The sequence below is a fragment of the Burkholderia sp. HI2500 genome (genome assembly GCF_002223055.1).
GTDB lineage: Bacteria > Pseudomonadota > Gammaproteobacteria > Burkholderiales > Burkholderiaceae > Burkholderia.
Map to the genome: position 1 here is coordinate 55854 of NZ_NKFL01000007.1, position 26388 is coordinate 82241.

At 69.8% G+C, this 26388-nt stretch carries 25 protein-coding genes and 2 pseudogenes; 20 read left to right on the plus strand and 7 right to left on the minus strand.

Annotated features, from left to right (window positions below):
* Positions 1-9 precede the first annotated feature (9 nt).
* Together CFB45_RS32535 and CFB45_RS39665 are read left to right on the plus strand one after the other, a co-directional pair.
* On the plus strand, positions 10-1236 hold the full coding sequence (locus CFB45_RS32535; RefSeq protein ID WP_089429267.1) for a porin: 1227 nt from the start codon (positions 10-12) through the stop codon (positions 1234-1236).
* 43 nt (positions 1237-1279) lie between these two features.
* The gene (locus CFB45_RS39665; RefSeq protein ID WP_256978526.1) at positions 1280-1411 is read left to right on the plus strand and encodes a hypothetical protein; all 132 of its coding nucleotides are present in this window, start codon (positions 1280-1282) and stop codon (positions 1409-1411) included.
* 35 nt (positions 1412-1446) lie between these two features.
* Here CFB45_RS39665 and CFB45_RS32540 read toward each other — a convergent pair.
* Positions 1447-1692 (minus strand): annotated as a pseudogene (locus tag CFB45_RS32540) (LysR substrate-binding domain-containing protein); the annotation flags it as partial.
* 120 nt (positions 1693-1812) lie between these two features.
* Here CFB45_RS32540 and CFB45_RS32545 point away from each other — a divergent pair.
* Positions 1813-3018 carry a zinc-dependent alcohol dehydrogenase gene (locus CFB45_RS32545; RefSeq protein WP_089429268.1) on the plus strand — a complete coding sequence of 402 codons (1206 nt, stop codon included), beginning with the start codon at positions 1813-1815 and terminating at the stop codon, positions 3016-3018.
* Between the two features lie 29 nt (positions 3019-3047).
* On the plus strand, positions 3048-3371 hold the full coding sequence (locus CFB45_RS32550) for a four-helix bundle copper-binding protein (RefSeq protein WP_174971402.1): 324 nt from the start codon (positions 3048-3050) through the stop codon (positions 3369-3371).
* Between the two features lie 17 nt (positions 3372-3388).
* Here the strand turns inward: CFB45_RS32550 and CFB45_RS32555 are convergent, their stop codons facing one another.
* A complete protein-coding gene (locus CFB45_RS32555) occupies positions 3389-4981 on the minus strand; it encodes a PAS domain-containing hybrid sensor histidine kinase/response regulator (protein WP_089429269.1) in 1593 nt (530 codons plus the stop codon).
* A 257-nt stretch (positions 4982-5238) separates the two neighbouring features.
* On the opposite strand from CFB45_RS32555, the gene CFB45_RS32560 reads away from it, so the two are divergent.
* The 11 genes and pseudogenes from CFB45_RS32560 to CFB45_RS32610 all read left to right on the plus strand — a co-directional run bounded on the left by CFB45_RS32560 (position 5239) and on the right by CFB45_RS32610 (position 15106).
* On the plus strand, positions 5239-5607 hold the full coding sequence (locus tag CFB45_RS32560) for a chemotaxis protein (RefSeq protein ID WP_089430077.1): 369 nt from the start codon (positions 5239-5241) through the stop codon (positions 5605-5607).
* A gap of 187 nt (positions 5608-5794) precedes the next feature.
* On the plus strand, positions 5795-6688 hold the full coding sequence (locus CFB45_RS32565; protein WP_089430078.1) for a BON domain-containing protein: 894 nt from the start codon (positions 5795-5797) through the stop codon (positions 6686-6688).
* A 198-nt stretch (positions 6689-6886) separates the two neighbouring features.
* Positions 6887-7129 (plus strand): annotated as a pseudogene (locus tag CFB45_RS32570) (response regulator); the annotation flags it as partial.
* Entirely contained in the window at positions 7083-7598 is a 516-nt protein-coding gene (locus CFB45_RS32575; protein WP_089429270.1) for a hypothetical protein, read from the plus strand. The pseudogene CFB45_RS32570 and the gene CFB45_RS32575, both read left to right, overlap by 47 nt.
* 155 nt (positions 7599-7753) lie before the next feature.
* The gene (locus CFB45_RS32580; protein ID WP_089429271.1) at positions 7754-8536 is read left to right on the plus strand and encodes an SDR family oxidoreductase; all 783 of its coding nucleotides are present in this window, start codon (positions 7754-7756) and stop codon (positions 8534-8536) included.
* Positions 8527-9138: a D-glycero-alpha-D-manno-heptose-1,7-bisphosphate 7-phosphatase gene (locus tag CFB45_RS32585; RefSeq protein ID WP_089429272.1), complete on the plus strand. Its 612-nt coding sequence runs from the start codon at positions 8527-8529 to the stop codon at positions 9136-9138. Before CFB45_RS32580 ends, CFB45_RS32585 begins: the two co-directional genes overlap by 10 nt.
* Positions 9135-10337: a glycosyltransferase family 9 protein gene (locus CFB45_RS32590; RefSeq protein WP_089430079.1), complete on the plus strand. Its 1203-nt coding sequence runs from the start codon at positions 9135-9137 to the stop codon at positions 10335-10337. The genes CFB45_RS32585 and CFB45_RS32590 overlap by 4 nt, the downstream gene beginning before the upstream one ends.
* Positions 10338-10340: 3 nt before the next feature.
* Positions 10341-12086, plus strand: coding sequence for a carbamoyltransferase family protein (locus CFB45_RS32595; RefSeq protein WP_089429273.1), 1746 nt, complete (start codon positions 10341-10343; stop codon positions 12084-12086).
* Positions 12083-13084 carry a glycosyltransferase family 2 protein gene (locus tag CFB45_RS32600; protein ID WP_089429274.1) on the plus strand — a complete coding sequence of 334 codons (1002 nt, stop codon included), beginning with the start codon at positions 12083-12085 and terminating at the stop codon, positions 13082-13084. The genes CFB45_RS32595 and CFB45_RS32600 overlap by 4 nt, the downstream gene beginning before the upstream one ends.
* Positions 13081-14166, plus strand: a complete 1086-nt coding sequence (locus CFB45_RS32605; RefSeq protein ID WP_089429275.1) for a glycosyltransferase family 9 protein — start codon at positions 13081-13083, stop codon at positions 14164-14166. The genes CFB45_RS32600 and CFB45_RS32605 overlap by 4 nt, the downstream gene beginning before the upstream one ends.
* Positions 14156-15106: a glycosyltransferase gene (locus CFB45_RS32610; protein ID WP_089429276.1), complete on the plus strand. Its 951-nt coding sequence runs from the start codon at positions 14156-14158 to the stop codon at positions 15104-15106. The genes CFB45_RS32605 and CFB45_RS32610 overlap by 11 nt, the downstream gene beginning before the upstream one ends.
* Positions 15107-15128: 22 nt before the next feature.
* Here the strand turns inward: CFB45_RS32610 and CFB45_RS32615 are convergent, their stop codons facing one another.
* The gene (locus CFB45_RS32615) at positions 15129-16151 is read right to left on the minus strand and encodes a sigma-54 interaction domain-containing protein (protein ID WP_256978456.1); all 1023 of its coding nucleotides are present in this window, start codon (positions 16149-16151) and stop codon (positions 15129-15131) included.
* A gap of 349 nt (positions 16152-16500) precedes the next feature.
* On the opposite strand from CFB45_RS32615, the gene CFB45_RS32620 reads away from it, so the two are divergent.
* Entirely contained in the window at positions 16501-17868 is a 1368-nt protein-coding gene (locus CFB45_RS32620; protein ID WP_089429277.1) for a sigma-54-dependent transcriptional regulator, read from the plus strand.
* Between the two features lie 14 nt (positions 17869-17882).
* Here the strand turns inward: CFB45_RS32620 and CFB45_RS32625 are convergent, their stop codons facing one another.
* Both CFB45_RS32625 and CFB45_RS32630 read right to left on the minus strand, forming a co-directional pair.
* Entirely contained in the window at positions 17883-18806 is a 924-nt protein-coding gene (locus tag CFB45_RS32625) for a glycosyltransferase family 2 protein (RefSeq protein WP_089429278.1), read from the minus strand.
* Positions 18785-19495 (minus strand): PIG-L family deacetylase, encoded by a 711-nt coding sequence (locus CFB45_RS32630; RefSeq protein WP_089429279.1) that lies wholly within the window; start codon positions 19493-19495, stop codon positions 18785-18787. Before CFB45_RS32630 ends, CFB45_RS32625 begins: the two co-directional genes overlap by 22 nt.
* 101 nt (positions 19496-19596) lie before the next feature.
* Between CFB45_RS32630 and CFB45_RS32635 the strand changes: the two genes are divergently transcribed.
* On the plus strand, positions 19597-21924 hold the full coding sequence (locus tag CFB45_RS32635) for a hybrid sensor histidine kinase/response regulator (protein ID WP_089429280.1): 2328 nt from the start codon (positions 19597-19599) through the stop codon (positions 21922-21924).
* A gap of 39 nt (positions 21925-21963) precedes the next feature.
* On the opposite strand, the gene CFB45_RS32640 is transcribed toward CFB45_RS32635, so the two are convergent.
* A complete protein-coding gene (locus CFB45_RS32640) occupies positions 21964-23010 on the minus strand; it encodes a UDP-glucuronic acid decarboxylase family protein (RefSeq protein WP_089430080.1) in 1047 nt (348 codons plus the stop codon).
* Positions 23010-24329, minus strand: coding sequence for a glycosyltransferase family 4 protein (locus CFB45_RS32645; protein WP_089429281.1), 1320 nt, complete (start codon positions 24327-24329; stop codon positions 23010-23012). The genes CFB45_RS32640 and CFB45_RS32645 overlap by 1 nt, the downstream gene beginning before the upstream one ends.
* Positions 24330-24571: 242 nt before the next feature.
* On the opposite strand from CFB45_RS32645, the gene CFB45_RS32650 reads away from it, so the two are divergent.
* Genes CFB45_RS32650 through CFB45_RS32660 form a run of 3 tightly spaced genes read left to right on the plus strand, consistent with a single transcriptional unit; the run spans position 24572 to position 26358 of the window.
* Positions 24572-24973 carry a BON domain-containing protein gene (locus CFB45_RS32650; RefSeq protein WP_089429282.1) on the plus strand — a complete coding sequence of 134 codons (402 nt, stop codon included), beginning with the start codon at positions 24572-24574 and terminating at the stop codon, positions 24971-24973.
* Positions 24974-25003: 30 nt separating this feature from the next.
* A complete protein-coding gene (locus CFB45_RS32655; RefSeq protein WP_089429283.1) occupies positions 25004-26032 on the plus strand; it encodes an SDR family oxidoreductase in 1029 nt (342 codons plus the stop codon).
* Between the two features lie 26 nt (positions 26033-26058).
* Positions 26059-26358: a DUF2795 domain-containing protein gene (locus CFB45_RS32660; protein WP_069250315.1), complete on the plus strand. Its 300-nt coding sequence runs from the start codon at positions 26059-26061 to the stop codon at positions 26356-26358.
* The last annotated feature ends 30 nt before the right edge of the window (positions 26359-26388 follow it).

A 26388-nucleotide genomic window follows, 5' to 3' on the forward strand; every position in this document is an offset into this window, starting at 1 on the left:
GATCGATTGATGAAGAAGCTTTCATTTTGCTTTGTTGTACTGAATTCAATGCCGGCGATATCGCTGGCGCAAAGCAGCGTGACGTTGTACGGGATCATCGACAGCGGCATCAATTACACCAGCAATGTGCAAACGGCGCGAACGGCGGCCGGCCCGGTCGGTGGTCGTCAGATCGCGATGATCGAAGGCGGATCGGCCGGCCTGCAGGGGAGCCGCTGGGGGCTCAAGGGCAGCGAGGATCTCGGCGGCGGTCTCAAGGCACTGTTCGTGCTGGAGAGCGGTTTCTACAGCAATAACGGCGTGCTGAACCAGGGCGGTGCGATGTTCGGGCGGCAGGCGTATATCGGCCTGGGCCATCCGGTCGGCACGGTCACGCTCGGGCGCCAGTACGATCCTGTCGTTGACTTTTACGGGCCGTTCCTCGCCGCGCCGCAGTGGGGCGGCTACATGACCTCGCATCCGGGCGACCTCGACAACGCGTTGAACACGCGACGCATCAACAATTCGATCAAGTTCCGCAGTGCCAGCTACCGCGGGCTGACGGTCGAAGCATTGATGAATCTCGGCGGCACCGCCGGGTCGTTCTCGACCAACTGGATCTGGGGCGCCGGCGCGTCGTACGCGGCGGGGCCGTTTTCGATCGGCGCGGGCTACCTGAACGTCCGCAACCCCAACACGTCGTTCTTCGGCGCGAATCCGAATGCCGGCCCGGCGACAAGCAACAACCTCGGCAGCGCCGGCAACGCGAGTGCGCCGGAGAACAACCCCGTGTTCGCCGGCTATGCGTCGGCGAACCGGCTCGAAATCGCCGGCGTCGGAGCGGGCGTGACGCTGGCCGCCCTCAGCGTCAATCTCGCGTATTCGAATACGCGCTTCGAGGGGCTGGGCTCCGCGTCGGGGCCGAATGCGCTGCGTTACGCGGGCACCGCGGCGTTCAACAACGTCGAGATCAACGCGAAATACCAGTTTACGCCGTCGTTGCAAGCCGGCATCGCCTACGACTACACGAGAAACGGCGGTGCCGGCGGCAAGGGCGGCGCGAACTACAACCTGTTCAGCGCGGGTGTCGATTATTTCCTGTCGAAGCGTACCGACGTTTATACGGTTGCCGTGTTCGAGAAGGCGAGCGGGACGGACTCGCTCGGGCAGCCGGCGGTTGCGCAGATCACCGGATTGACACCGTCCGCGACGGACAAGCAGGTTTCGCTTCGGGTCGGGGTGCGGCATAAGTTCTGAGCGAGCAGTGGCGGGCGCCGGGTGTGCTGGGCGGAGCGGCTCAATGAGCGTCCGCGAAAAACCCTTTACTTCGATACACCGGCTGAGCGATTTCATCAAGCTGTTGCATCGACGGGTTGAATCCACCGTCATCATCGTCTTCGCGTGGCACGACCTGACGCGCGTCGATACCTGACGACCATTGCGGGGGCGTTCGCGTTGCTCGCCGCCCAGCGGCACGGCGATCATGTCCTTCTCGATGACCTGTCCCAGCCGGATCCCGGCATTGAATCCGCGCGCGACGACGTCGAATGCTTCGTCCGTGACGGTCATGTCGATGGTCGCTTCGGGATAACGCTCCATAAGGCTTGCCAGCCACGGGCCCGACAGGAAGGGCCCGGCAATCGACGTGGCCGAGAGCCGAAGATGGCCGCGCGGCGCGGCGCGTCCGTCGTGCCTCAGCGACACCCTTCGCACCGTGACCGATGAATGCTCTCCGCACCGCGGAGAGCATTCAGGCCAGGCCCGTCAGGGCTCATTCCTTGCTCGATTGTTTTCTCGGTAGTTCCGAGAACGTTCGAACAAGGAGGGCCTGAGATGAAAGCAGTCGTATTTCACGGTATCGGCGACATTCGCATCGACACGGTGCCCGATCCCGAAGTCACCGACGCGACCGACGCGGTCGTGCGCCTGACGGCCAGCGCGATTTGCGGCACCGACCTGCACATGGTGCGGGGCACCCTCGGCGGGATGAAGCCGGGCACGATCCTCGGCCACGAGGGCGTCGGTATCGTCGAGACGGTCGGGCGCGACGTGCGCAACCTGCGGCGCGGCGACCGTGTGCTGATTCCGTCGACGATCGCATGCGGCAGTTGCGCGTACTGCCGCGCGGGCTACACCGCGCAATGCGACGTCGCGAACCCGGGCGGCCCGCGTGCGGGTACCGCGTTCTTCGGCGGTCCGGCCGCGAGCGGCGCGTTCAACGGGCTGCAGGCCGAGTACGCGCGCACGCCGCTTGCGCATGCGAGCCTGGTTCGGCTGCCGGATGACATCGACGACGATCGCGCGATCCTGATGTCGGACATTTTTCCCACCGGCTATTTCGGCGCGCAGCTCGCGGAAGTGCGCGCGGGCGATACGGTCGCCGTGTTCGGCGCGGGGCCGGTCGGCCAGTTCGCGATCGCGAGCGCGAAGCTGATGGGCGCCGGGCGCGTGATCGCAATCGACCGCGTGGCGTCGCGCCTCGAGATGGCGTGCGCGCAAGGCGCGGAGATCGTCGATTTCGCGGAGGACGATCCGGTCGAGACGGTGCTGCGGCTGACGGGCGGAATCGGCGTCGATCGCGTGATCGACGCGGTGGGCGTCGACGCGATGCGCGCGACGCATGGGCCGGCCGCGGCCGATCGCGACGCGGCGCATGCATTCGATGCGGAAGTCGACGCGATCGCGCCGCACCGCAAGCCGGACGGCCGCAACTGGGTGCCGGGCGACGGGCCGTCGCAGGTGCTGCAATGGGCGGTGCGCGCGGTCGCGAAAGCCGGCACGGTGGCGGTGATCGGCGTGTATCCGCCGGCGTCGCGCGTGTTCCCGGTCGGCGATGCGATGAACCGCAACCTGACGATCAAGATGGGCAACTGCAATCACCGAACGGTGACGCCGCCGCTCGTCGAGCTGGTGCGCAGCGGCGCATTCGACCCGCTGTCGGTGCTCACGCGTTGCGAGCCGCTGACGAATGCGATCGATGCCTATCGCGCGTTCGACACGCGCGAGCCGGGCTGGATGAAGGTGAAGCTGACGCCATGACGATGCCAACCGAAACCGGGAGGACTGCGATGAACGATCCCTACGACAACTGCATGGCCGCTTGCGACGCGTGCGCCCACGCCTGCGATGCCTGCACGGCCGCGTGCCTCGCCGAACGCGACGCGCAGGCGCTGGCCGACTGCATCGCGCTCGACATCGAATGCGCGCAGCTGTGCCGCTTCGCGTCGGGCGCGATGGCGCGCCGCAGCGTGCTCACGCCCAGCGTCTGCGCGCTGTGCGCGCAGGCATGCGACTTGTGTGCGGCGGAATGCCAGCGGCATGCACACGATCATTGCCGCCGCTGCGCGCTCGCGTGTGAAGCATGCGCGGCGATGTGTCGCGCGGTGGCTTGAGCACGTGAGCACGGCGGTCACGGCGTGCGGCGAACCCGGCGTGCGACGCGCTGCAGCAGCGCGTCGAGCACGGCTATTTCGACGGGCTTCACGAGATGCTCGTCGAAGCCTGCGCGTGCGGTGCGCTCCAGGTCCGCCGCGCTGGCATGTCCCGACAGCGCAACGCAGGTCGTGTCGCGCAGCGCGTCGATCGTGCGCAGTTCGTGCAGGAGCGTGAAGCCGTCGACGTCGGGCATCGTGAGGTCGAGGATCATCAGCTGCGGGGCGTAGTCGCGGGCGAGCGCCACGGCGTCGTGCGCGTTGTAGGCGACGCGCGGCGCGTGCCCCTTCACCTGCAGCAGCACGGCGAGCGTGTCGGCCGAATCGCGATTGTCGTCGACGATGACGATACGGAGCGGCGTCGTGTCCGTCTGCGCGGACTTGACCGGCCCGCGCACGTCGCCGCGGGTCGCGCGCGCCATGCGGTCGATCGGCAGCCGCACCGTAAACGTCGCGCCGTGACCGGGCCCGTCGCTTTCGGCCGAGATGCGCCCGCCGTGCAGTTCGACGAACGTCCGGCAGATCGCGAGACCGAGCCCGAAGCCGTCGGTCGGCCGCCGGCCCGCCCCGCTTTCCTGCTCGAACAGGTCGAAGATGGTTTCGAGCGCGTCGTGCGCGATGCCGACGCCACGATCGGTCACGCGGATCGCGACGACCGGCCCCTCGAGTGTGGCGCCGACGTCGATGCGTCCGCCGAGCGGCGAGAACTTCGACGCATTGTCGAGCAGGTTGTGCAGCACCTGGACGAGCCGCGCGTCGTCGCCGTGCAGCGGCACGGCATCGGCCGGCAGATCGACGTGGATGTGCTGCCCGCGCGCGGCCAGCTTCGGCTGGATGCTTTCGACGCCGCGGCACACGATGTCGCGCACGGTAATCGGCCGGTCGTTCAGCTCGAGCTTGCCGGCGGTGATGCGCCCGACGTCGAGCAGGTCGTCGACGAGCCGCGTCAGTTGCGTGACCTGACGATGCACGGCGTCGCGGCACTGCGCGAGCGCGGGCGCCGGGTTGGCCAGGCTCTGGAGCACGCCGACCGAATGGCGCAACGGCGCGAGATGGTTGCGCAGCTCGTGCGCGAGCATCGCGATGAACACGCTGAGCCGGTGCGTCGACGCTTCGAGCTCCTCGAGCCGCTTGCGCTCGGTCATGTCGCGCGTGATCTTGATGAAGCCGCAGAGCTGGTTCGAGTGATCGTGCACGGGCGTGATCGTCACGTTCGCCCAGAACTGCGAGCCGTCCTTGCGCACGCGCCAGCCTTCGTCCTCGAAATGGCCGTTGGCGGCCGCTTCGGCGAGCCCGAGCGACGGCCGGCCGGCCGCGATCGCGTCGGGCGGATAGAAGCGCGAGAAGTGGTGGCCGACGATCTCCGCGGCGCGATAGCCCTTGATGCGCGCGGCCCCCGCGTTCCAGGTCGCGACGTTGCCGTACGGGTCGAGCATGAACACCGCGTAGTCGGTGATCGACTCGACGACCGTCTGGAACCGGAACTCGGCGAAGCGGTGCAGCAGGTCGCGCGCGTCGGATTGCCCGAGCGGCGGGGGAGGCGAGCGAGGATTGAGGTCGTCTTTCATCATCGGAGCGGCTTGTCGAAGACGGGCGGGCAAGCGCCGCCCGGCCGCCGTCGGGCCGGCCGGCGGCGGCGGTACGGATCGGATTGGCACCCCGAAAGCTTAGGGGATTGGCATCCCAAAAGCATAAGGGAACTCAATTCGGCTGATCAATGGGTGCGCATCGGTTGTGCCGATCGCCATTCCGGCGGCGCGCAATCGGTTCCGGTGCGCGGCACGGCACGCCGATTGCACGCGGCCACGAGCCTCGCAAGGAGAACGACATGAACAGCACGCTGAACCCCGACAACGAACCGTCCGGCCAGGACGACGACAATGCCAGCCGCGGCCGCGACGGCCGCGCACTGGGGCCGAGCGACTCGTCCGACAGCGGCAGCGACACGGCCGGCGCGCGCCGTCATCCGTTCGACGTCGATTCGCCGCTCGACGATCACGCGCTCGAACGCGGCGATGCGTCGCTCGACAGCGATACGGACCGTGCGGGCACCGGTGAGCGCGCGTCGGCGGACGGCGATTCGACGCTCGACGAAGACATGGACATCAAGCCGGACCGCACCGAGCGGCTGAGCGAGCCCGGCCGCACGACGGAGCCGGATGACCGGGACGAAACGGGCGATGACGGCACGCCGTGACGCCCGGCACGCAAAAACTGCAATCGCATTGCAGATTCTCGCGTCCGGCAGCCGATCGACGTCGCGATGCGTGTCGGTCTTCCATCGGCCACGACAGCGGCACGCGACTTGCATTCGACCTGACCGACGCGCGCCGTGACCCGGCATGGGGCCGTGCACGGCGCAGGCGCGCTCAAGGAGGGACACGATGCAACGACGATATCCCGGACGGCACGGCGAACGCGGTGGCCCGCCCGACTGGCAGGAGCGCAACGAACGCGCGACCCGAGGCGCCGGCGAGCGCGGCATCCCGGACGATCCGGCGCGATGGCCGGAAGCGGGCGACGAGTCGGCTTACCGCCGCTTCGCGAGCGAGGACGTCGGTCCGGAAGACTGGGGCAGCGAATGGAGTGAACGCGCGGCGCGGCCGGTCGGCCAGCGGCGCGGCGGGGCCGATGCGGGCTGGCAGCGCGATTTCCCGCGCCAGCCGGCGCGCGAACCCGATCCCGGCTACGGCGAGCGCGACTATCGCGCGCAGGGTCGTGACTGGGGGGAAAGCCAGTACAGGGAAGGCCCGTACCGCGGCGTTCCCCCGGCGTTTCGCGGGCATCACCGGATGGGCGAATACGACCGCGACCGCGCCTATGGCGATCCGCGCGACGATCCGCGCTACCGCGGCGACGCCCCCGACTTGTCGCGGTTCGGCAGCGACGCCGAACGCGACGCGCTGCGCAATCGTCGCGGGCCGAAAGGCTATACGCGATCGGACGAGCGGATCCGCGAAGATGTGTGCGAGCGGCTCGCGCATGCGCTCGACATCGACGTGAGCGACGTCACGGTGCAGGTGCAGGACGGCCGCGTCGAACTGGACGGCACGGTGCCGGCGCGATGGATGAAGCATGGCATCGAGGACCTGGCCGACGGCTGCATGGGCGTGCGCGACGTCGAGAATCGCGTGCGGGTTCGCCGTGATGAGGGCGAGCACGATTCGGGGATGGTGCTGCATCCCGACCAGCGGACCGTGACGCCGACGCAGCCTGCCGTGCTCGATCCCGAGCCGGGCACCGTCGGTCGCGACCGCGAGCGCAAACCGCACCACTGAGCGCTCGTGCATGAACCGGCGCGCCCCGAACCGCCCCCCGCACGCATGACGACGGGAACCGACGATACGCCGCCCGGGCGATGTTCGTGATCGTCATCGTCATCGGCAAGTACGGCGGCGGCTTCGTCACGTTCGCGATCGATGCGGTCTGCACGGCGCATGTTTACGCGCCGGCGGATGCGTGACCAGCGGCGCGTCATTCGCCAGATCGACGCCGCGCGCGATCGGGAAGGCTGCGCGCCGCTCGAGGGCGTGGCGCTGTCCGGCCACGCGCGCGAGCGCGACCGCACGCGCGCGGTCGAGGCCGGTTTCCACGCTTACCTGACCCAGCCCGCGGCAACGGACGACCTGATCGCGACGTTGCGCGCACGCGCCTTTTCCTCTGGAGAAACCCATGTCGAATCCGCCACCCGAAGCGCTGACCGGCCGCCGCGCCGGTAGCGCGTTTGTCGACCGCCCGACCGCGGTCGCCGCGGTCGAACTGCTGCTGCCGAGCCTGTCGGCCGCGCTGCAGAGCGACTTCGTCGGCGACAGCGGCTGCCTGCACATCGTGATCATGGATCCCGCGCTCGGGCCTCACGACGCGGCGTTCGAGGACGCGATCCTGTACGAGTTCTCGTTGCCCGACCCGAAGGACTGGGACGCCGACTACCGTGCGTATGCGCGCGCGAAGGCGCGGCTGTCGTGGGAAACGGGCCGCGACGGCCACGTCGTGCAGGCGCTGGAGCCGTACCGGCTGCGCGCGGGCGATACGAACCTGTGGGGCGGGGTCGCGCTCGGCGGGATCGTGGTCGGCGTGTCGGGCGCGCAACCGTGGTTCGACGAGGCATTCGCGGGCTGCATCGCGCACTGCCTGCTTGCGCTCGCGAAGCGCCGCGCGCAGGCGACGCCGGACGCGCTGGCGATCTGAGCGCGGCCGGCCGGGGCGGTTTTTACAGCAACTTATAAAAAAGCCAGCGATGGCGTGCCGGCGCGCGAGGCGGCACGGATGCAGGCAAGCCGGCACGGTTCTCGCTGTACCTCCTGCACCGACGTTTGTCGCGACAAGCGTCACAGCCAGTCCGGATGCGTCCGGACGTTCGCAAGGAGGTGCAGGTGAACGACGTCAAACACGATTCGCCCCAAGCGCCGCTCGCCGGCCGCGTCGTGCTGGTGACCGGCGGCGGCCGCGGCCTCGGCGAAGCCATTTGCGAAGACCTGGCGCGGCACGGTGCGCACGTGGTGGTCGCCGATCTCGACGGCGACCGCGCGGCCGCCGTCGCGCAGCGGCTCGAACGGCACGGCGGGCAGGCGGTCGGCCGGCCGCTCGACGTGCGCGACGAGGCGTCCGTGCTGCAGGTCGTGCACGACGCGCGGGAAGCGCTCGGCGATCTCGACGTGGTCGTCAACAACGCGGCGATCGACGTGACCGCGCCGATCGACGACGTGAGCGTGGACGCATGGCGGCAGGTGCTGATGACGAACCTGCTCGGCCCTTACCTGATGTGCCACGCCGCGGTGCCGATGATGAAGGCGCGCGGCACCGGGCATATCGTCAACATCGCGTCGACCGCGTCGAAGCGCGCATGGCCGAATGCGTCCGCCTATCACGCGACGAAGTGGGGGCTGCTCGGCCTGTCGCATGCGCTGCATGCCGAACTGCGGCCGGCCGGCGTGAGCGTGTCGGCGATCGTCGCGGGCGGGATGCGCACGCCGTTCCTGCTCGACCGCTTCCCGGACATCGACGCGGACACGCTGCAGCCGGCCGAGAACGTCGCGGCCGCCGTGCGCTTCGTGCTGATGCAGCCGCCCGGCACGGTGGTGCCGGAAGTGATGGTGCTGCCGATGAAGGAGACGTCATGGCCTTGACGCGCGAAAGGGGGCTGCCCGGGGCCGTGCTGATCGACAAGGACGGCACGTTGCTCGACGACGTGCCCTACAACGTCGATCCGGCGCGCATGCGCCTCGCACCGGGCGCGGCACGTGCGCTGCGCACGCTCGGCGCGACCGGCATGCCGATCGTGGTCGTCTCGAACCAGCCGGGCGTCGCGCTCGGCCGCTTTACCGAAAACGAGCTTGGCGTGGTCCGTCGGCGTCTCGCCGAACTGTTCGAAGCAAACGGCGCGACGCTGACGGATTTTTTTTACTGCCCGCATCACCCGCGCGGCAGCGTGCCGGCCTATACGGTTGACTGCGTGTGCCGCAAGCCGCGCCCCGGCATGTTGCGTCGCGCGCTGGCCATGCTGGGCGTCGTTCCCGAATGGAGCTGGATGATCGGCGACATCCTCGACGACGTCGCGGCCGGGCGCGCCGCGCGTTGCCGCACGATCCTCGTCGACTGCGGGCACGAGACCGAATGGCGCACCGACGCCTCGCGATCGCCGCACCACGTCGTCGATCGCGTCGACCTCGCGGCCGACATCGTCGCGCGCGAAGCCGTGCGGCGGCACGGCACGTGGGGGCGGCGATGAACGCCGCGTGGCGTCGCGCGCGACGCATCCTGTGCGTGCGGCTCGACAGCGTCGGCGACGTGCTGATGACGACGCCCGCGTTGCGCGCGCTGAAGGAAAGCGGCGAGGGTCGCCGGCTCACGCTGCTGACGTCACGCACGGGCGCCGCGCTGGCGGCGCACCTGCCGATGGTCGACGACGTGTGGACCTACGATGCGCCGTGGGTCAAGCACCCCGACGTGCGCGGCGATCCGGTTGCCGATCTCGACATGATCGACCGGCTGCTGGCCGGCCGTTTCGATGCGGCCGCGGTCTTTACCGTCTACAGTCAGAACCCGCTGCCCGCCGCGATGATGTGCTGGCTGGCGGGCATTCCGCTGCGGCTCGCGCATTGCCGCGAGAACCCGTATGAACTGCTGACCGACCGCGTGCCGGAAAGCGAACCGGAGTCGCACGTGCGGCACGAGGTGGCGCGGCAGCTGGCGCTCGTGCGCGCGATCGGCGCCACGACGTCGAACTGGCGGATGGCGTTCGAGCCGGGCGACGCGGCGCGGCGTGCGGTGAGCGCGCGGTTGCAGGCCACGTTGCAGTGCATCGGCGGCCCGCGCCGGCCGGGCGCGCCATCGGGGCGCTGGCTCGTCGTGCATCCGGGCGCGAGCGCGGCGTCGCGTCGCTGGCCGGCCGAGCGCTTCGGCGAGGTGGCCGCGAGCGTCGCGCCGCTGTTCGATGGCATCGCGGTGACGGGTAGCGAGAGCGAGCGCTCGCTGGTCGACACGGTGTGCGCCCGCGCGGGCCCGCGCGCGGTGCCGTTGGCGGGCGCGCTGTCGCTCGGTGAACTCGGCGCGCTGATCGAGACGGCCGACCTGCTGCTGTCGAACAATTCCGGCCCGGTGCATCTCGCGGCCGCGCTCGGCACGCCGGTGGTCGATCTCTATGCGCTGACCAATCCGCAGCACACGCCCTGGCGGGTGCCGCACCGGGTGCTGAACGTCGACGTGCCATGCCGCAACTGCTACCGCAGCGTGTGCGACCAACCCGGCCATCCGTGCCTGCGCGCGGTGAGCGTCGACGATGCCGTCGCCGCCGTGCACGCGCTGCTGCGCGGTCGCATGCGCCATGCGCGGCGGGCGGCCGTGCGGGCCGCCCTGCACGGTGACGGACCGGTCGACGCGAGCCCGTCGAACGTGATTCCGTTCTCGCCCGCCATCACGAGGAGCTGACGCATGCCCGAACCGATCCATACGCTCGGCATCAACGCCGCCTTTCACGACAGTGCCGCGTGCCTCGTGCGCGACGGCATCGTGATCGCGGCCGCCGAGGACGAACGCTTCACGCACGTGAAGCATGCGAAGCGCCCGGTACCGTTCTCGACCTGGGAGCTGCCCTACCATGCGATCGACTACTGTCTCGCGGAGGCCGGCATCGTGCTCGCGAACGTCGACCACGTCGCGTATTCGTACGACCCGTGGTTCGAGCTCGATCGCGACACGGCCGAGCCGTCGCTGACCTTGCCGCTTTCGCCGTCGGCCCACGCGCCGCGCAACGGCGGCGCGTCGCCATGGCATCCGCTGTTCCTGTCGTCGATCGTGAACGCGCCGCGCCAGCTCGCGGGCGGTGCGCCGCACCACCTGCAGCGGCGTTTTCGCGGTGTCACGCACGACGGGCCGTTCCGCTGGCATTTCGTCGAGCACCATCTCGCGCACGAGGCAAGCGCGTTTCTCGCGGCGCCTTTCGCGCGCTGCGCGGTGATGACGATGGACGGGCGCGGCGAGCGTGCGACGACGAGCTACGGCGCGTTCGACGGCCGGTCGTACCGGCGGCTCGGCCAGGTCAACCTGCCGCATTCGCTCGGGTTGCTGTACGAACGCGTGACGCGCTACCTCGGCTTCCTGCACTCGTCCGACGAGTACAAGGTGATGGCGCTCGCGTCGTACGGCAAGCCGGTGTTCGCCGACGCGATGCGCAAGCTGGTGCGCTACGACGGCGACGGACGCTACGCGATCCTCGACGGCGATCTCGTCGCGCTGTTCGGCCCGCCGCGCGAACGCGGCGGCCCGATCGAGCCGCATCACTGCGACATCGCGCATGCGTTGCAGCGCGTGCTGGAAGAAACGGCGTTGCAGGCGGTCGACTGGCTGGCCGCCGGCACCGGCGAGCGGCAGCTCGCGATGGCGGGCGGCGTCGCGCTGAACTGCGTGATGAACGCGAAGATCCGCGATCGCGGCCCGTTCGACGACGTGTGGGTGCAGCCCGCCGCCGGTGACGCCGGCACCGCGCTCGGCGCGGCGCTGTGGACCGACTTCCGGATGCGCGGCGAGCGCGGCGCATGGCGGATGGATCATGCGTATCTCGGGCCGTCATACGGTGACGACGCGATCGAGGCGTTCCTGAAGGACGCCCAGCTGCCGTACCGGCGGCTGGCCGACGTCGCCGCGCAAACGGCCGCGCTGCTCGCGGCGAACCGCGTGATCGGCTGGTTCCAGGGGCGCATGGAGTTCGGCCCGCGCGCGCTCGGCGCACGCTCGATCCTCGCGTCGCCGACCGACCCGGACATGCAGCGCAAGCTCAACAAGATCAAGGATCGCGAGGACTTTCGGCCGGTCGCGCCGGTCGTGCTCGAAAGCAAGGCGCATCACTGGTTCCGCGGCGGACGGCGCACGCCGCTGCGCGCGCCGTTCATGCTGTTCGTGTACGACGTCGCGCCCGGCGCGGAGGCGACGATTCCGGCCGTGCGCCATATCGACGGCACCGCGCGCGTGCAGACCGTCGACGAAGCGCAGCATCCGCTGCTGCACGCGTTGCTGACCGAGTTCGACGCGCTCACCGGCGTGCCGGTGCTCGTCAACACGTCGTTCAATACCCGCGGCGAGCCGATCGTCTGCACGCCGCGCGACGCGCTCGAATGCTTCTGGACGTCGCCGCTCGACGCACTCGTGATCGGTTCGTTCCTGCTGGAGAAACCGAGATGAACGCGCGCGACACGCAACGGCCGCCGATCGTGTCGGTCGTCGTGCCGACCTACCGGCGGCCCGACCTGCTCGAACGCTGCCTCGACGCGCTGTGCGTGCAGGTGTTCGACCCGACGGCCTACGAGATCATCGTGGTCGACGACGACGCCGCCGGCAGCGCGCGGCCGGTCGTCGAGCGGTGCCGTGCGCGCGTGACCGACGTGCCGGTGATCCGCTACATGACCGCGCCAGCCACGCAGGGGCCGGCCGGTGCGCGCAACGTCGGCTGGCGCAGCGCGTGCGGCGCGTTGATCGCGTTCACCGACGACGACACGATTCCCGATCCGGCGTGGCTGCGCCACGGCACGGCCGCGTTGCTGGCCGAGCCGACCGCGTCCGCCGCCGCGGGCCGCATCGACGTGCCGTTGCGGCCGCACCCGACCGACTACGAGCGCGACGCGGCCGGCCTCGCGCATGCGGAATTCGCGACCGCGAACTGTTTCGTGCGGCGCGTGGCGCTCGAACGGGTCGGCGGCTTCGACGAACGCTTCACCCGCGCCTGGCGCGAGGACGCGGACCTGATGTTCGCGTTGCGCGAACACGCGGGGCCGATCGTCGACGCCGATGCGGCGTGCATCGTGCATCCGGTCCGCCCCGCGCGCTGGGGCGCGAGCATTGGCCAGCAGTCGAAGGTCTATTTCGACGCGCTGCTGTACAAGAAGCACCGTGCGACCTACCGCCGCCATATCCGGCCGGTGCCGCCGTGGCATTACTACGCGGCGGTGCTCGCCGCGCTCGGCGCGCTCGTGTGCTTCGCGGCCGGGTGGCCGGCGCCGGGCGTGGCATGCGCGGCGGCCTGGGCCGTGTTGACGGCGGCGTTCTGCGTGAAGCGCTTGCGCGGCACGCGGCTCACGCCGTCGCACGTGGCCGAGATGATCGTCACGTCCATCGCGATTCCGCCCGTGTCGCTGTACTGGCGCATGCGCGGCGCGCTTCATTTCCGGGTCTTGTTCCTATGACGACCGAACCTGCCGATTTCGAGCGTGTGCGGCGCCCGGCGCGCATCGCGGTGTTCCGTGCGCTGCAGCTCGGCGACATGCTGTGCGCGGTGCCCGCGTTGCGCGCGCTGCGGCGCGGCGAACCCGACGCGCGGATCACGCTGATCGGGCTGCCGTGGGCGCGCGAGTTTGCGTCGCGCTTCTCGGACTACCTCGACGGTTTCATCGCGTTTCCCGGTGCGCCGGGGCTCGGCGAACAACCGGTGCCCGACGCAGCCGCCCGTGAAGCGTTCATCGCCGAGTGCCGCGCGCGGGATTTCGACCTCGCGATCCAGCTGCACGGCAGCGGCACGACCACCAACGCGATCGTCGCGTCGCTCGGGGCCACGCGCACGGCCGGCTTCGTGCCGGCCGACGGTGGCGCGACCCGGCTCGACCACGCGCTCGCGTGGCGGGACGACGAGCCTGAAGTCACGCGTTACCTGGCGCTGATGCGCGTGCTCGGCTATGCGGAATGGGGCGACTACCTCGAATTCCCGCTCGGCGGCCTCGATTACGCGTTGTGGCACGTGCTGTGCGACGAGCATGCGCTCGATCCGGGGCGCTACGTGATCGTGCATCCCGGTGCGCGGATGGCGTCGCGGCGCTGGCCGGTCGACCGCTTCGCGCTTGCCGCACGGCAGCTCGCCGACGACGGCTGGCAGATCGTGTTGACCGGCACGCGCGCGGAACTGGCGCTGGCCGGTGCGTTCGCCGAGCATCTCGCGCGGCCCTGCGTGAACCTGTGCGGCCGCACGCCGCTCGGCGCGCTTGCCGCGCTGATCGGACGCGCACGGCTGGTGCTGTGCAACGACACGGGCGTGTCGCACGTCGCGGCGGCGCTCGGCACGCCGAGCGTGGTCGTCGCGTGCGGCAGCGACACGGGCCGCTGGGCGCCGCTCGACAGCGCGCGTCACCGCGTCCTCGCGAACTATCCGGCGTGCCGGCCGTGCATGTTCGACACCTGCCCGTATGGGCACGAATGCGCGATGGCGATCGGCGTCGGCGACGTGATCGAGCAGGCGGGCGAACTGCTGGCGGAGGAGAGGCGTCATGTCACGTAAGCGGCTGCGCGTGCTGACCTGGCACGTGCATGGCAATTACCTGTATTACCTGTCGCAGGCGCCGCACGAGTTCTTCATCGTGACGAAGCCGCACGATCCGCCTGGCTATGCGGGCCGCGTCGGGCACCTGCCATGGGGTGACAACGTGCACGAGGTGCCGGCGGAGTGCGTGCGCGACACCGCATTCGACTGCGTGCTGTACCAGCATCAGAAGCATTACGAGCACGACCGCCTGCGGCTGCTGAGCGACGACCAGCGTGCGTTGCCGACCCTGTTCGTCGAGCACGATCCGCCGCGCGGGCATCCGACCGATACGCTGCATCCGGTGCAGGATCCGAACGTGCTGCTAGTGCACGTGACGCCGTTCAACGCGCTGATGTGGGACAACGGCGTGACGCCGACGCGGGTGATCGAGCATGGCGTGCTGATGCCCGACCACGTCGCGTATCACGGGACGTTGCCGAAAGGCGTGACGGTCGTGAACAACCTGGCGCGCCGGGGGCGTCGCCTGGGCGCCGACCTGTTCGAGGCCGCGCGTCACAGCGTGCCGCTCGAACTGGTCGGGATGGGCTCGGCCGAGCTGGGCGGGATCGGCGAGGTGCCGAACCCGGCGCTGCCGCACTTCCTGTCGCACTACCGGTTCTTCTTCAATCCGATCCGCTATACGAGCCTCGGGCTCGCGGTGATCGAGGCGATGATGATCGGGATGCCGATCGTCGCGCTCGCGACGACCGAGATGGCGCTGCTCATCCGGAGCGGCCGCAACGGCATGGCCGATACGCGGCCGGCCGTGCTGATCGATGCGATGCGCATGCTGATCCGCGATCCCGATCTCGCACGCGAGTGGGGCGCCGCCGCGCGACGCGACGCGTGCGAGCGCTTCGGCATCGAGCGGTTCGTGCGCGACTGGGACGCGGCGTTGCACGACGTCGCGACGTGAGTCGCACGCGTGCCGCGCGGGCTCAGGGCGTCGGTGCGTCGGGTGGGTTCGGCACGTTCGGCACGTTCGACGTGCCGGTTCCGCGAAACGCCTCCCGTTCATGTTCGGGCAGGAGCGCGAGCCGGTTGTACAGCGTCTTCAGGCTGATGCCGAGCGCTTTTGCGGTGCGCGGCTTGTCGCCGTTGAAATGCCGCAGCGACGCGACGATGAAGCGCTGCTGCGTGTGCGCGAGCGTCGTGCCGATATGCAGCGTGATCGCATTGTGACGACATTCGTCGCGCGGCGGCGCACGGCGCGGCAACTGCAGCTCGATCTGCTCGTCGGCGAGGATGAACGCGCGCTCGAGCGTGTTGCGCAGCTCGCGCACGTTACCGGGCCACGTGTAGGCGCGCAACGCCTTCATCGCCTGGAGGGACAGCCGCTTTCTCGTGCGGTGCCGCGCATTCAGCCGCTCGACGATCTGCAGCGCGATATCGTCGACGTCGTCCTCGCGCTGCCTGAGCGCGGGCACGTGCAGCGCGACCGTCGCGATCCGGTAGAACAGGTCCTCGCGCAGCCGCCCGCTGCGCACGGCCTCGACCGGGTCGTGATGGGTGGCGGCGACGATCCGCACGTCGAGCGGGATCGATTCTTGGCCGCCGACCCGCACGATCGTGTTCGACTCGAGCGTGCGCAGCAGCTTGACCTGCAGCTCGGCCGGCATTTCGGCGATCTCGTCGAGAAACAGCGTGCCGCCGCGCGCGGCCTCGAACATGCCGACGTGCTGGGCCACGGCGCCGGTGAAACTGCCTTTCTCGTGACCGAACAGGTGCGATTCCGCAATGTCGTGAGGAATCGCGCCGCAATTGACGGGAACGAACGGCCCGCGGCGGCGTGGGCTCAGGTCGTGCAGGAGCCGCGCGACGATGTCCTTGCCCGCGCCGCTTTCGCCGACGATCAGCACGCCGACGCGTGTCGCGGCCACGCGTGACACCTTCAGCAACAGGGTCTGGATCGTACGCGAGCGGCCGAAGAGCCGCGTGCCGTCATCGACGGATTTCGACATGGTGTGATATCGAATGGGAAGATTTGACCGAATGCGTCGAGACCAGGTGAAAAAATGACGTGGCATGCGTCACCGTTTTCCTATACCGAGAATACCTTTTATACCGACGGTGAGACATTGAATCTGCAATGCGGGCCGCGCGGCCGGATAGATTTATTCGATAGGCGGGGAATGCACGACACCATTCTTCTATACTGCTAAGCGTCGTATCCCGCGCAGGAACGCTTGTCCTTCCGATCATGCACAGCAGCGCGGCGCATACCGCCACGAAACGAGGTGGAGACAGTGCGCTGCGCGTCCGTCGCGGTTCCGGCCATGCACGGGTCGGGCCGCTTCAAGAGGAGCCTCGATGCCCTACGTCCTGATCGTCGAAGACGATGCCGATACACGCACCATGCTCGCGACGCTCGCCCGCACCCAGCAGCTGTCGTGCGATACGGCCGCGACGCTCGAGGAAGCGCGCACGCTCGTGTCGACGCATCCCCCCGATCTCGTGCTGTGCGATCTCGTGCTGCCGGACGGCAACGGGATGGATCTGTTCGATGCGTTGCCGAAGCGTGCGCACTGTGAAATGGTGCTGACCACTGGCCACGCGAGCCTCGAAACCGCGATCGATGCACTGCGGCGCGGCGCGACCGACTACCTGGTGAAGCCGCTCAACATGCAGCGGCTGAACAGCATCTTCGCGCGCGTGCCGCGCACCACCGCGCTGCATGAAGAGATTGCCGAACTGCGTTCGGAACTGCAGCGCCTCGGCCGTTTCGGCCGCATGCTCGGCAGCTCGCCCGCGATGCAGGCCGTCTACGACGCGATCGGCCGGGTCGCGCGCACCGAGGCATCGGTCCTGCTGACGGGCGAATCGGGCACCGGCAAGGAGCTGGCCGCGCAGACGGTGCACGACCTGAGCCTGCGCCGCCGCGGCCCGTTCCTCGCGGTGAACTGCGGCGCGATTGCCGCGAACCTCGTCGAGAGCGAGATGTTCGGTCACGACCGCGGCAGCTTCACCGGCGCGGAGCGCCAGCACAAGGGCTTCTTCGAACGCGCGGACGGCGGCACGCTGTTTCTCGACGAGATCACCGAGATGCCGCTCGAGTCGCAGGTCAAGCTGCTGCGCGTGCTCGAGACCGGGCGCCTCACGCGGCTCGGCTCGACGCGCGAGATCGATGTCGACGTGCGCATCGTCGCGGCGACCAACCGCGACCCGGAAGCCGCGATGGCCGACGGCAAGCTGCGGCCCGACCTGTTCCACCGGATCAACGTGTTCCCGATTCCGCTGCCGTCGCTGCGCGAGCGCGGCGACGACATCCCGATGCTCGCCGATGCGTTCCTGCAGCGCTACAACGAGGAAAACGGCCGTTCATTGCGTTTCTCGCCCGCCGCGCGCGACGCGCTGAAGACCTATGCGTGGCCCGGCAACGTGCGCGAGCTGCGCAACTTCGTGCAGCGCGCGAGCATCTTCAGCGATACGGACCTGATCGATACGCTGCCGCCGCCGATCATGGACGAGTTGTCGAGCATGGTCGATTCGCATGACGATCGCGTCACCGTGCCGTTCGGCACGCCGCTCGAGGAAGTCGACCGCAAGCTGATCCTCGGCACGATCGCGCAATGCGGGGGCGTGAAGGCGCAGGCGGCCGAGGTGCTCGACGTCAGCCTGAAAACGATCTACAACCGGCTCGCGCAACTGGACGACGATGCGGGAAAACCGGATTCCTGATGGTGCCGCCGCGCTCATGCTCCGTGGCACGCATCCCGACGCGCATCGCGTTCAAGCTGGCGGCGCATGCGTTCCACGTGCGGCGGGATCGTACGGCGCTCACGCAGGATCCACGCCAGGCCCGCGAACGTGCGCGCGAGCATGCGGTCGCGCCACAGGCGCGGCAGCAGCCGCACGGTCTGCCGCAGCGCGGCCGGGGCCGGCCACCTGAGCCAGGCAGTCCATACCGCGTTGCGGGCGGTGACGCGGGCGCGCGTGCGCGCGTCGCGCTGCGGCGACGGGTCATGGTGGACCGTGAGGCGCGGCGCATAGACGAGCCATCCGCCGGCGCGATACAGGTCGAGCGCGAGCAGCGCTTCCTCGCCACCGAGAAAGTAGCGCGGATGGTAGCCGCCTGCCTGCATGAACGTGTCGCGCCGGAACGCCGTCGCGCCGGCCAGCAACCCGAGGATCGGGCGGCCGGGCAGCGTGACGGGCGCATCGAGCGGGCTTTCGGCCATCCGGCGGCAGGTCGGGTCTTCGCGCTGGTCAGGGCCGACGAGCACGCGCGCGGTGACGGACGCGACGTGCGGATACGCGTCGAGCAGGTCCGCGGCTTGCTCGATCGAACCGGGCGCCCACCATGTGTCGTCGTCGCAGAACGCGACGTGGCGCGTGCGGGCGACGGCCACGCCGAGATTGCGGCCGGCCGCGCCGAGATTGGCGGGCGCCTGCACGAGTACGACGTGCGGATAGCGGTGGCGGATCAGCGCGGCGGTGTCGGCTTGCGCCGCGTTGTCGACGACGACGATGGCGGGCCGGTCGGGCAGCGACGAGAGCCGGGCCAGCGTGTGCGCGAGCCCGGCCGGTCGTCTGAACGTCAGCACGATGGCGGTCACGCGCGGTTCGGGCGGCGGCGCAACGTGGCGCGCGGGGGTTACGCGAACGTGACGTCGCATTCGAGCCGCCAGTACGTTTCGGGTTCCTTGAGATCGGCGCGCATATGAGGATCGAACAACCCAACCTGGCTCGCATACGCGGCGACTGCGGCGGCTTTCGCGGCGATGGCTTCCGCGCGGTCGCAGGCCGGGGCGCCGGCCGGATGGGCGATCCAGCCGCGCTCGCGCCAGTCGCTCACGCGCCGGGCCATCAGCCCCGCGATCCGGCGGTACGGGACGTCCTCGTAGAAGCGCCACGCGCGCGCCGCGTCGTGCGACGCGCGTGCGCGCTCCAGCAGCGACAGCGCGGCCTGCTGCACTTGCAGATGATCGCGGTGGAACAGGCCTGCCGGCGCGAGGACGCCGAACCCGGCGTGTGCGTCGATTTCCCGCGCCACGCGCGCGGCAATCGCGGCCGATGCGGCGGGCGTGCCGTATTGATCGTCGAGAAAGTCGAGCCAGACCGGCCGCGCGTCGAGCCGTGCGAGCGCGCGTCGGTCTTCGTCGCGGCGCGCGCGCACGGCTTCGTCGGCGCGCTGGAAGCCTGCGCGGCGATCCCATGGCGGCGCAGGCGCATCGCGCGGCGGAATGCCGGCGAACACGGTGACGACGATCGAGCCGGGCGCTGCCGCAAGCAGGCGTCCGCAACTGAAGACGGCGTCGTCCAGATGGGGCGAGACGACGAGCCAGCGTGTCGGGTCATGCGTCACGAGATGATCTCCCGGGTGGTTGGCCAGCCGGGCGAGCAGGCATCGTGCCCGGCCGTCGTTTCCGGGAGAGCGCCCGGCCACTCGAGGCAGGAACGTGTCCGATGATTGAAATGACCCGACCGCGCGCCGGCAATTACGTGATGGCAGCGATGCTGGTCGCGATCGCGACCGTGTTGCAGTCGCTCGCGATCCGTTTCGGCGGCGTGAACCTGCCGTTCGTGCTGTACTACCCGTTGCTTGCGGGCGCCGCATGGGCGACGTCGTTCCTGTTCGGCGTCGTGTCGACCGTGGCCAGCGGCATACTGGTGTGGACGTTGTTCCTCTCGGATCCCGCGGCCTATACGCAGCCGCTGCCCGATCGGCTCGTGCAGCTCGGCACGTTCATGCTGGTCGGCGTGCTGGTGTGCGCGCTCGCGGCGATGCTGCGCCATACGCGGCTCACGAACGATCGTGCGCGCCGGCGCGAGGTGGCCGCGCGGCAGCGGCTCGAAGCCGTGTTGCAGGCACTGCCGCACGGCGTGATCGCGGCCGATGCGAACGGGCGGGTCACCTACCTCAACGCGGCCGCGGCCGCGCTCGTCGGCTGCAGGCCGGAAGACGCGACGGGGCGGCCCGCGCGCGACGTGCTGCGGATCGTCGACCACGCGGGCCGCCGCGTGCCGACGACCCCGCTCGAACGCGCGCTCGGCGGCGCCCATGCGACGTCCGACCGGCACTGGCTGCAGGCGGCGGAGGGCGGCGATCCGGTGCCGGTCGTCGAGGTGGCGTCGCCGCTCGGTGACGTGGACGGCCACATCGACGGCGCGGTGATGATCGTGCGTGACGCCAGCGCGGACCGCGCGCGGGTCGATGCGTCGCGTCTTCAGCAAGCGGTCGTCGACGCGTCGCCCGACGCGATCGTCGGCGTCGACGGCGATGGCCGCATCGTCAGCTGGAACCCGGCCGCGCAGCGGATTTTCGGCTATGACGAAGACGACGCACGCGGCCGTTCGCTCGAGTCCCTGGTCGCGATGCGCTGGCTGCGGCGCGGCCCGCTCGCCGAATCGTTCGACAACCTGAGCGACGCGGTCGGGCCCGTCGAGTTGCTGTGCGTCCGGCGCGACGGCCGGCGGTTTCGGGCGACCGTGTCGGCGCGCCGGTTGCGCGGCGACGCGGTCGCGACAATTGCGTTGTCGCTGACGCTGCACGAGACCGGTGCGCGGCGCCGCCATGATCTGCGCGCGAAGCGGTCGCTGCAGGGGGCGCGCGATGCGCGCGACCAGGCCGATACGTCGAACCGGTTGAAGGACGAGTTGCTGGCCACGGTGTCGCACGAACTGCGCACGCCGCTGAACGTAATCTACGGTTGGGTCGAGGTATTGCGCCATTCGGTCGACCAGGCGCTGCAGCGTCAGGCGATCGATGCGATCGACCGCAGCGCGCGCTCGCTCACGCGGATGGTCGGCGACATTCTCGACGCGTCGTCGCTCGCGACCGGCAAGCTGCGGCTCGACGCGGCGCCGGTCGACCTCGCGCGGCTGTTCTCCGACTCGGTCGGCACGTTCCAGACGGCCGCGTCGTCGGCCGGCGTCATGCTCGAATTCGCTTGCGGGTCCAGCACGTTCATCGTGTCCGGCGACGCCGAACGGTTGCGGCAGATGCTGTCGAACCTCGTGTCGAACGCGCTGAAGTTCACGCCGGGCGGCGGCAGCGTGCATGTCGGGCTGGCGCGCAACGGCACGCACGCGGTATTGACCGTGGCCGATACGGGGCAGGGGGTCGCGCCCGAGTTCGTGCCGTACGTCTTCGACATGTTCCGTCGCGCGGACGATTCGCCGGCGTCGTCGCGGCGCGGGCTCGGTCTCGGGCTGTCGATCGTGCGGCATATCGCGGAGCTGCACGGCGGCACCGTGACGGCCGAAAGCGCGGGCCGCGATCTCGGTTCGACGTTCACGGTGAGGCTGCCGGCCGGCTGGCAGCCGGCCGGCGCGATGGCGTGGGGGCTCGCGCAGGCGGGCGACCGTCACGCGCCGCTCGGGCTCGCCGCGCAGCGGATCCTGATCGTCGACGACGATGCGACGACGCGCGCGAGCCTGACCGCCGCGCTGACGACGTTCGGCGCGGCCGTCACGGTCGCGTCGTCGGGCCGCGAAGCGCTGGCGATGGCCGCCGGCCTGCAGCCCACCGTCGTGCTGTCCGATCTCGCGATGCCGGACGGCGACGGCTTCTGGCTGCTCGACGCGCTTCGGCGCGGTGCGGGCAACGGCGACGGCGACGGCAACGGCAACGGCGACACGCGGAACCTGCGCGTGCTTGCCGTCACCGCGCACGCGGGCCCGGCGGATGAGCGCCGCGCCCTCGAGGCCGGCTTCGACGGCTATCTGTGCAAGCCGGTCGACGTGCGCGAACTGGCGCACAAGATCATGCTCGTGACGAAGCGCGACGACTGACTGACTGACGGACGGCGCGCGCCGGACGCGCCGGCATCGTCACTGCGCCGGTGCCGGGCGGCGCGGCATATCGGCCTGCGCGAGCAGGTGCGACGCGATCTGCGTGCTGCGCACGAGATCGCCCGGTTGGTGAAGCGCGGCCTGCCGATGAATGAAGTACCGCACGGTACGCGCGAGCCCGGTGGCGAGCGGCGTGGTCGCGCGCCAGTCGAGGCGCCGCTGCGCGGCATCGAGGTTCGGCCGCCGCTGGCGCGGATCGTCGGACGGCAGCGGCCGGAACTCGATCGCGACCGTCGCGCCGACGATCCGCACGACTTCGCGCGCGATGTCGAGCATCGCGATCTCGGCGTCGCTGCCGAGATTGACCGGCTCGCTCGCGTCGCCCGGCTCATTCATCAGCCGGATCAGCGCATCGACCATGTCGTCCACGTAACAGAACGAGCGCGTCTGCCTGCCGTCGCCGTAGACGGTCAGCGGCGCGTCGGCGAGCGCCTGCGTGATGAAGTTCGACACGACGCGGCCGTCGGCCGGATGCATGCGCGGGCCGTACGTGTTGAAGATGCGCGCGATCCGCACGTCGACGCCGTACTGGCGGTGATAGTCCATGAACAGCGTTTCCGCGCAGCGCTTGCCTTCGTCGTAGCAGGCGCGCAGGCCGACCGGATTCACGCGGCCGCAGTATTGCTCGTGCTGCGGGTGGACGTCGGGGTCGCCGTACACCTCGCTCGTGGACGCCTGCAGGATGCGCGCCTTCACGCGCTTCGCGAGGCCGAGCAGATTGATCGCGCCGTGCACGCTCGTCTTGGTCGTCTGGACGGGGTCGCGCTGGTAGTGGACGGGCGACGCGGGGCACGCGAGATTGTAGATCTCGTCGACCTCGACATAGAGCGGAAACGTCACGTCGTGCCGCATCAGTTCGAAGGTCGGCGCGTCGAGCAGATGCGCGATGTTGTCCTTCGCGCCCGTGTAGAAATTGTCGACGCACAGCACGTCGTGGCCGTCCGTCACGAGGCGTTCGCACAGGTGCGAGCCGAGGAAGCCGGCGCCGCCGGCGACGAGCACGCGTTTGCGATCATGGCCCTTCATCATGCGTTCTCCTTGCGATGGGCGAGCGCGCCCGATGTGATCGACACGGGCGTGCGGCGACCGGTGCCGGCTGACGCGCCGGCGCTGCGCGGCCGCGCGACGTCGCGATAGATGTCGACCAGCCGGTCGGCCACGCCTTTCCATGTATAGAAGCGATGCGCGCGCAGGTAGCCGGCGCGTCCCAGCGCCGCGCACAGCTCGGGCTGCGCGCGCAGCTCGACGAGCCGCGCGGCCAGCGCGGCGGGATCGCGCGGCGGCACGAGATAGCCGGTCTTGCCGTCTTCCACCGTCGTGCGGATGCCGCCGACGTGGCTGCCGATCACCGGCGTCGCGCAGGCCATGGCCTCGACCGGCGTGATGCCGAACGGCTCGTACCACGGGGTCGTGACGAACACGTCGGCCGCGCTGTAGTACAGATGCAGCGTGTCGCGGTCGCGCCGGCCGACGAAGGTCACGCGATTGGCGATCCCGAGGTCGTGCGCGAGCCCGGCGAGGCGGGCGAGTTCCGGGTCGCGGGCCGGGTCGGGCGTGGCCTGGCTGCCGCCGACGATATAAAGGTGGGTCGGCCGGCACGGGTCGCGCGGCATGCGGGCCAGCGCGTCGATCACCGTGTCGATGCCTTTGCGCGGCACGAGGCGGCCGAGCTGCAGCACGACGAAGGCATCCTGCGGCCAGCCGAGCTGCGCGCGCGCGTCGATGCGCGGCGTCGGCCTGAGTTCCCGCACGTCGAAGCCGCACGGCACGATCTCGATGCGCGCGGCGTCGGCGCGATAGTGCGTCGTCAGGTCGAGCGCGTCCTGCGGGCATTCGGCGATCACGCGGTCCGAACGGCGCGCGAGCGTGTCCTCGATCGCGAAGCGCGCATCGGGGAAGCCGTCGGCGTCGCCCTGGTGCAGCCGGCGCACGCGGCCGAGTGCATGGAAGGTCGTGACGAGCGGGATGCCGAGCTGCCGCTTCACGCGCAATGCCGCGTCGCCCGACATGAAGAAGTTCGCGTGCATCACGTCGACCGGGTCGGGCTCGCGCCGCATGCGCGCGACCATGCCGTCCGCGAACGCGACCATGTACGGCAGCAGCCGCTCCTTGGGCACGTCGGTCGGCGGCCCGGCCGGTACGTGGATCACGCGCATGTGCGTGCCGATCGGCACGACTTCCGGCAGGTGCGGGTTGTCGCAGCGCGTATAGACGTCGACGTCGAGGCCGCGCTCGGCCAGTTGCTTCGCGACGTTCGCGACGTAGATGTTCTGCCCGCCGGCATCGACGCCGCCGATCACCCCCAGCGGCGATGCGTGCTCACTGATCAACGCGATTCTTTGCATGGTATTGCTCCCGGTATCGGGGCCGCGTGGATGGGCCACCGTTGCCGGTGGTTCGGCAAGCGGCATACCCGGGGCATTGCCCGCGGAGCCCCCCGTCGGGATACCGAAAAAATTACAACGGGTTGGATGAAAGGGCGTCTGATCGGGCGAACCCGCGGCGGCGCCGCACCGGCACCGAGGCACGCGACTTGCGCTGTCCCGCTCACCCGCCGGCGATCCCGGCTCGACGAAAGGAGGTCACGATGAAGGCATTTCCGCTGCAAGCCCGTTCCCCGAGGGTCCGTCGTCGCAACGCGATGCGCGCCGGCATGGCGATCGCGATCGCCGCCACCACGGCGTGCGCGGTGATCGCGCCGAACGCGCTCGCCGCCGGCGACGACAGTGCCGCGTCGACGTCAGCGTCGTCGCATACGACGACCGGCACGAAAATCCGCGACGCCACGATCACGACCAAGGCGAAGGCGGAGCTGGTCGGGACGAACGGGCTGTCGTCCGGCGACATCCACGTGAAGACGCGGCGCGGCATCGTGACGCTCACCGGCAGCGTGCCCGAGGAGGCGCAGCGCGCGCAGGCCGTCAGCGTCGTGAAGCAGGTCGAAGGCGTACAGGACGTGCGCGATCAGTTGACGATCCGGGCCAAGTGACCGCGGCCGCGCCGCACAAGGAGTCCAGCCATGAACTGCATGCTCAAACCGGTCGGCGAGCAGACGATCGTGATCACCGGCGCGACGAGCGGCATCGGTCTCGTCACCGCGCGCAAGGCCGCGCGCCGCGGCGCGAAGCTGGTGCTGTTCGCGCGGAACGAAGCCGCGCTCAATACGTTGTGCGAGGAGCTGCGCCAGCATGGCGATCTCGCGGTGGCGGTCGCGGGCGACGTCGGCAATCTCGAGGATCTGCAGCGCGCGGCCGCCAAGGCCGTCGAGACCTACGGCGGCTTCGACACGTGGATCAACAACGCCGGCGTATCGATCTTCGGCCCGGCTTCCGCGGTGCCGCTCGACGACCAGCGCAAGCTGTTCGACACCAACTACTGGGGCGTCGTGCACGGCTCGCTCGTGGCGGCCGATCACTTCCGGCGCAAGGGCGATTTTCACGGCGGCGCGATCATCAACATGGGCAGCGAGGCGTCCGACGCGCCGGTGCCGTTGCAGAGCGCGTATGCGGCGTCCAAGCATGCGGTGAAGGGCTTTACCGATTCACTGCGGCTCGAGATGGAGGGCGACCACCTGCCGGTGTCCGTGACGTTGATCAAGCCGGCCGCGATCGACACGATGTTCGTGATGCACGCGAAAAACTACATGAACGTCGAGGCGAAGCTGCCGCCGCCGATCTACGACCCGGAACTGGTGGCCGACGCGATCCTGTTCGCGGCCGCGCATCCGCGCCGCACGCTGTTCGTGGGCGGCGCGGCGAAGTTCACGTCGGCGAGCGCGTATCACGCGCCGCACCTGTTCGATCGCATCGCGGCCCGGCTGTTCTGGCGCAGCCAGCGCACGGATCGACCCGCCCGCCCGCGCGACGACAACGCGCTGTACGAGCCGCGCCATGCGCTGCACGAGCGCGAAGGCATGGACGGGCCCGTGCTGCGCGGGTGCGCCTACAACACGGTGGTTCAGCGGCCGAAGGTGGCCGGGGCGGTCGCCCTTGGTGCGGCGGCGCTGGTGGTCGCCGCGCTGGCGCGGGCGCGCCGTGCGTCGACGTGATTTCGTTCATCCCCAAGGAGATTTTCATGACATCCCGACAACATACGGGCCACGAATACAGCCACTCGCGCGCGCACGAAGGCGAGCGCGTGCAGCAGGACCATGACAAGGGCGGCCATCAAGGCGGCCACGGCAAGGCGCCGAGCCCGATCGACGTGCAGAAGGCGTTGAAGGGCATGGACTATCCGGCCAGCAAGGCGGCGGTCGTCGAGTGCGCGGAACGCTCGCATGCGGACCCCGGCGTGATCGACATGCTCCGCCGCATTCCCGATCGCGAATACGGCACGCCGGCGTCGGTGTCGAAGGAACTCGGGCGGCTGATGTGAGGGCCGCCCCGTCGCGCCGCGTGCGGTGGC

Bases quoted from the DNA above. Each gene is read 5' to 3' on its own strand.
- CFB45_RS32535 (WP_089429267.1), top strand. From the start codon at position 10: ATGAAGAAGCTTTCATTTTGCTTTGTTGTACTGAATTCAATGCCGGCG.
- CFB45_RS39665 (WP_256978526.1), top strand. From the start codon at position 1,280: ATGAGCGTCCGCGAAAAACCCTTTACTTCGATACACCGGCTGAGCGAT.
- CFB45_RS32545 (WP_089429268.1), top strand. From the start codon at position 1,813: ATGAAAGCAGTCGTATTTCACGGTATCGGCGACATTCGCATCGACACG.
- CFB45_RS32550 (WP_174971402.1), top strand. From the start codon at position 3,048: ATGAACGATCCCTACGACAACTGCATGGCCGCTTGCGACGCGTGCGCC.
- CFB45_RS32555 (WP_089429269.1), bottom strand. From the start codon at position 4,981: ATGATGAAAGACGACCTCAATCCTCGCTCGCCTCCCCCGCCGCTCGGG.
- CFB45_RS32560 (WP_089430077.1), top strand. From the start codon at position 5,239: ATGAACAGCACGCTGAACCCCGACAACGAACCGTCCGGCCAGGACGAC.
- CFB45_RS32565 (WP_089430078.1), top strand. From the start codon at position 5,795: ATGCAACGACGATATCCCGGACGGCACGGCGAACGCGGTGGCCCGCCC.
- CFB45_RS32575 (WP_089429270.1), top strand. From the start codon at position 7,083: ATGTCGAATCCGCCACCCGAAGCGCTGACCGGCCGCCGCGCCGGTAGC.
- CFB45_RS32580 (WP_089429271.1), top strand. From the start codon at position 7,754: ATGCGTCCGGACGTTCGCAAGGAGGTGCAGGTGAACGACGTCAAACAC.
- CFB45_RS32585 (WP_089429272.1), top strand. From the start codon at position 8,527: ATGGCCTTGACGCGCGAAAGGGGGCTGCCCGGGGCCGTGCTGATCGAC.
- CFB45_RS32590 (WP_089430079.1), top strand. From the start codon at position 9,135: ATGAACGCCGCGTGGCGTCGCGCGCGACGCATCCTGTGCGTGCGGCTC.
- CFB45_RS32595 (WP_089429273.1), top strand. From the start codon at position 10,341: ATGCCCGAACCGATCCATACGCTCGGCATCAACGCCGCCTTTCACGAC.
- CFB45_RS32600 (WP_089429274.1), top strand. From the start codon at position 12,083: ATGAACGCGCGCGACACGCAACGGCCGCCGATCGTGTCGGTCGTCGTG.
- CFB45_RS32605 (WP_089429275.1), top strand. From the start codon at position 13,081: ATGACGACCGAACCTGCCGATTTCGAGCGTGTGCGGCGCCCGGCGCGC.
- CFB45_RS32610 (WP_089429276.1), top strand. From the start codon at position 14,156: ATGTCACGTAAGCGGCTGCGCGTGCTGACCTGGCACGTGCATGGCAAT.
- CFB45_RS32615 (WP_256978456.1), bottom strand. From the start codon at position 16,151: ATGTCGAAATCCGTCGATGACGGCACGCGGCTCTTCGGCCGCTCGCGT.
- CFB45_RS32620 (WP_089429277.1), top strand. From the start codon at position 16,501: ATGCCCTACGTCCTGATCGTCGAAGACGATGCCGATACACGCACCATG.
- CFB45_RS32625 (WP_089429278.1), bottom strand. From the start codon at position 18,806: ATGCGACGTCACGTTCGCGTAACCCCCGCGCGCCACGTTGCGCCGCCG.
- CFB45_RS32635 (WP_089429280.1), top strand. From the start codon at position 19,597: ATGATTGAAATGACCCGACCGCGCGCCGGCAATTACGTGATGGCAGCG.
- CFB45_RS32640 (WP_089430080.1), bottom strand. From the start codon at position 23,010: ATGAAGGGCCATGATCGCAAACGCGTGCTCGTCGCCGGCGGCGCCGGC.
- CFB45_RS32645 (WP_089429281.1), bottom strand. From the start codon at position 24,329: ATGCAAAGAATCGCGTTGATCAGTGAGCACGCATCGCCGCTGGGGGTG.
- CFB45_RS32650 (WP_089429282.1), top strand. From the start codon at position 24,572: ATGAAGGCATTTCCGCTGCAAGCCCGTTCCCCGAGGGTCCGTCGTCGC.
- CFB45_RS32655 (WP_089429283.1), top strand. From the start codon at position 25,004: ATGAACTGCATGCTCAAACCGGTCGGCGAGCAGACGATCGTGATCACC.
- CFB45_RS32660 (WP_069250315.1), top strand. From the start codon at position 26,059: ATGACATCCCGACAACATACGGGCCACGAATACAGCCACTCGCGCGCG.